The organism is Pseudomonas sp. WS 5532 (assembly GCF_012985445.1).
GTDB lineage: Bacteria > Pseudomonadota > Gammaproteobacteria > Pseudomonadales > Pseudomonadaceae > Aquipseudomonas > Aquipseudomonas edaphica.
In genome coordinates, this window is the sequence record NZ_JAAQWK010000054.1 from 1 (window position 1) to 1,190 (window position 1,190).

At 57.2% G+C, this 1,190-nt stretch carries 1 protein-coding gene; it reads left to right on the forward strand.

Annotated features, from left to right (window positions below; all coding sequences use genetic code 11):
* The first annotated feature begins 64 nt into the window (after window positions 1–64).
* Complete coding sequence (locus HBO23_RS33555; RefSeq protein ID WP_010466230.1) at window positions 65–1,045, forward strand: IS5-like element IS1384 family transposase; 981 nt, start codon at window positions 65–67, stop codon at window positions 1,043–1,045.
* Window positions 1,046–1,190 lie beyond the last annotated feature (145 nt).

A 1,190-nucleotide genomic window follows, 5' to 3' on the forward strand; every position in this document is an offset into this window, starting at 1 on the left:
GGAAACTCTGAAAAAGACTTTCTGATTTGGCAAAATACCGCGACCCCACCCACCGAGTTTCCCGATGAAGCAGATGACCTTCGCCGACGCCGAGTACGCTGGCAAGCGCAAGCAAACCCGCAAGGAGTTGTTCCTGATCGAGATGGATCGGGTGGTGCCGTGGAAGGGCTTGATTGCTTTGATCGAGCCACATTATCCGAAAGGTGAAGGTGGCCGTCCGGCCTACCCGTTGATGGCGATGCTGCGTGTGCATCTGCTGCAGAACTGGTTCGGCTACAGCGATCCAGCGATGGAGGAAGCGCTGTACGAAACCACGATCCTGCGCCAGTTTGCCGGGCTGAACCTGGAGCGCATCCCCGACGAAACCACCATTCTCAACTTCCGCCGCTTGCTGGAGAAACACGAGCTGGCGGCCGGCATCCTCGCTGTCATCAATGGCTATCTGGGCGACCGCGGCCTGTCGCTGCGCCAGGGCACCATCGTCGATGCAACGCTGATCAATGCGCCCAGTTCGACCAAGAACAAGGACGGCAAGCGCGACCCGGAAATGCACCAGACCAAGAAGGGAAACCAGTATTATTTTGGCATGAAGGCCCACATCGGCGCCGATGACGAATCGGGTCTGGTGCACAGCGTAGTGGGCACGGCGGCCAATGTGGCGGATGTCACCCAGGTGGACAAATTGCTGCATGGCGACGAAAACGTGGTCTGCGCCGATGCAGGCTACACCGGTGTCGAAAAGCGGCCCGAGCATGAAGGACGTGAAGTTATCTGGCAGGTGGCGGCACGCCGCAGCACCTACAAAAAACTCGATAAGCGCAGCGTGCTGTACAAAGCCAAGCGCAAGATTGAAAAGGCCAAGGCTCAGGTGCGCGCCAAGGTCGAGCATCCGTTCCGGGTAATCAAGCGCCAGTTCGGTTACACCAAGGTGCGCTTTCGCGGCTTGGCCAAAAACACGGCGCAACTGGTGACACTGTTCGCTCTGTCGAACCTGTGGATGGCGCGCCGACATTTACTGACGAATGCAGGAGAGGTGCGCCTGTAATGCGGGAAATGGCCACCGGAGTGGGGTCCGGGTGGCGAAAACGTAAGAAATACTCGTCGAATTGATTGTTTTTTGATCATTTGGCGAGTTTAAAAGTTGCGCTAGGTGGTATGCCGGGGAAATACATGGCTACTTCAGACCATCC

Excerpts from the sequence above, each read along its gene's own strand:
- HBO23_RS33555 (WP_010466230.1), top strand. The coding sequence starts at position 65 with ATGAAGCAGATGACCTTCGCCGACGCCGAGTACGCTGGCAAGCGCAAG.